General features: G+C 62.8%; 2 protein-coding genes. Both read left to right on the forward strand.

The features are described 5' to 3' along the window. A partial coding sequence (locus A5706_RS34645; protein WP_231985281.1) for a hypothetical protein occupies positions 1–235 on the forward strand: 235 nt, incomplete at its 5' end. Positions 236–294: 59 nt separating this feature from the next. Next, the coding region (locus A5706_RS33325) for a hypothetical protein (RefSeq protein WP_197518015.1) at positions 295–685 on the forward strand (391 nt) is incomplete at its 3' end.

Below are 685 nucleotides of genomic sequence, written 5' to 3' on the forward strand. Positions count from 1 at the left end.
GTCGTTCGACACCGATGACATGACCTCCACGAGTGAAATCGCGGTCCAGTTTTGGAACCGTCCCCTCACCGGTCGCGCGGTTGTGACTATGTCCAATTTGTGTATTCGGCAGATGCGCTCGGTTCTCGCGCGCGATACCGGCGGTAACGCCCTCGAACCGAGCGGGTGGCGCAGGCGGCACCGGCGGCGTGGCCGGCCAACCCGTCTGAACGGCTGCACCGGCGGAGGCGGCTAAGTGGTCTGGCCGGTAACAAAACGGGGTCAAGCCCAATCTCATTGCTGTACCTTGCATTCATGCGTTTCGCCGTCGCGATCGTGTCATCTCCCTCCCATCACGACATTGGCGGCGAAGCTTTGAACGAGGTCGCCGAGGCACTGCACCATGCGCTTTTGGCGCATGGCCATGACTCGGTGCTGACCAACCGCTTCCACCTCGACGATCGCCGCACCATCGTCCTGGGCGCAAACCTTCCCGTTCAGACGGGTTGGCCGGCCACGCCGCCGGTGCCGCCTGCGCCACCCGCTCGGTTCGAGGGCGTTACCGCCGGTATCGCGCGCGAGAACCGAGCGCATCTGCCGAATACACAAATTGGACATAGTCACAACCGCGCGACCGGTGAGGGGACGGTTCCAAAACTGGACCGCGATTTCACTCGTGGAGGTCATGTCATCGGTGTTTTTCGCG

The sequence above is a fragment of the Mycobacterium sp. E796 genome, from assembly GCF_001672815.1.
In the GTDB taxonomy this organism is placed as follows: domain Bacteria; phylum Actinomycetota; class Actinomycetes; order Mycobacteriales; family Mycobacteriaceae; genus Mycobacterium.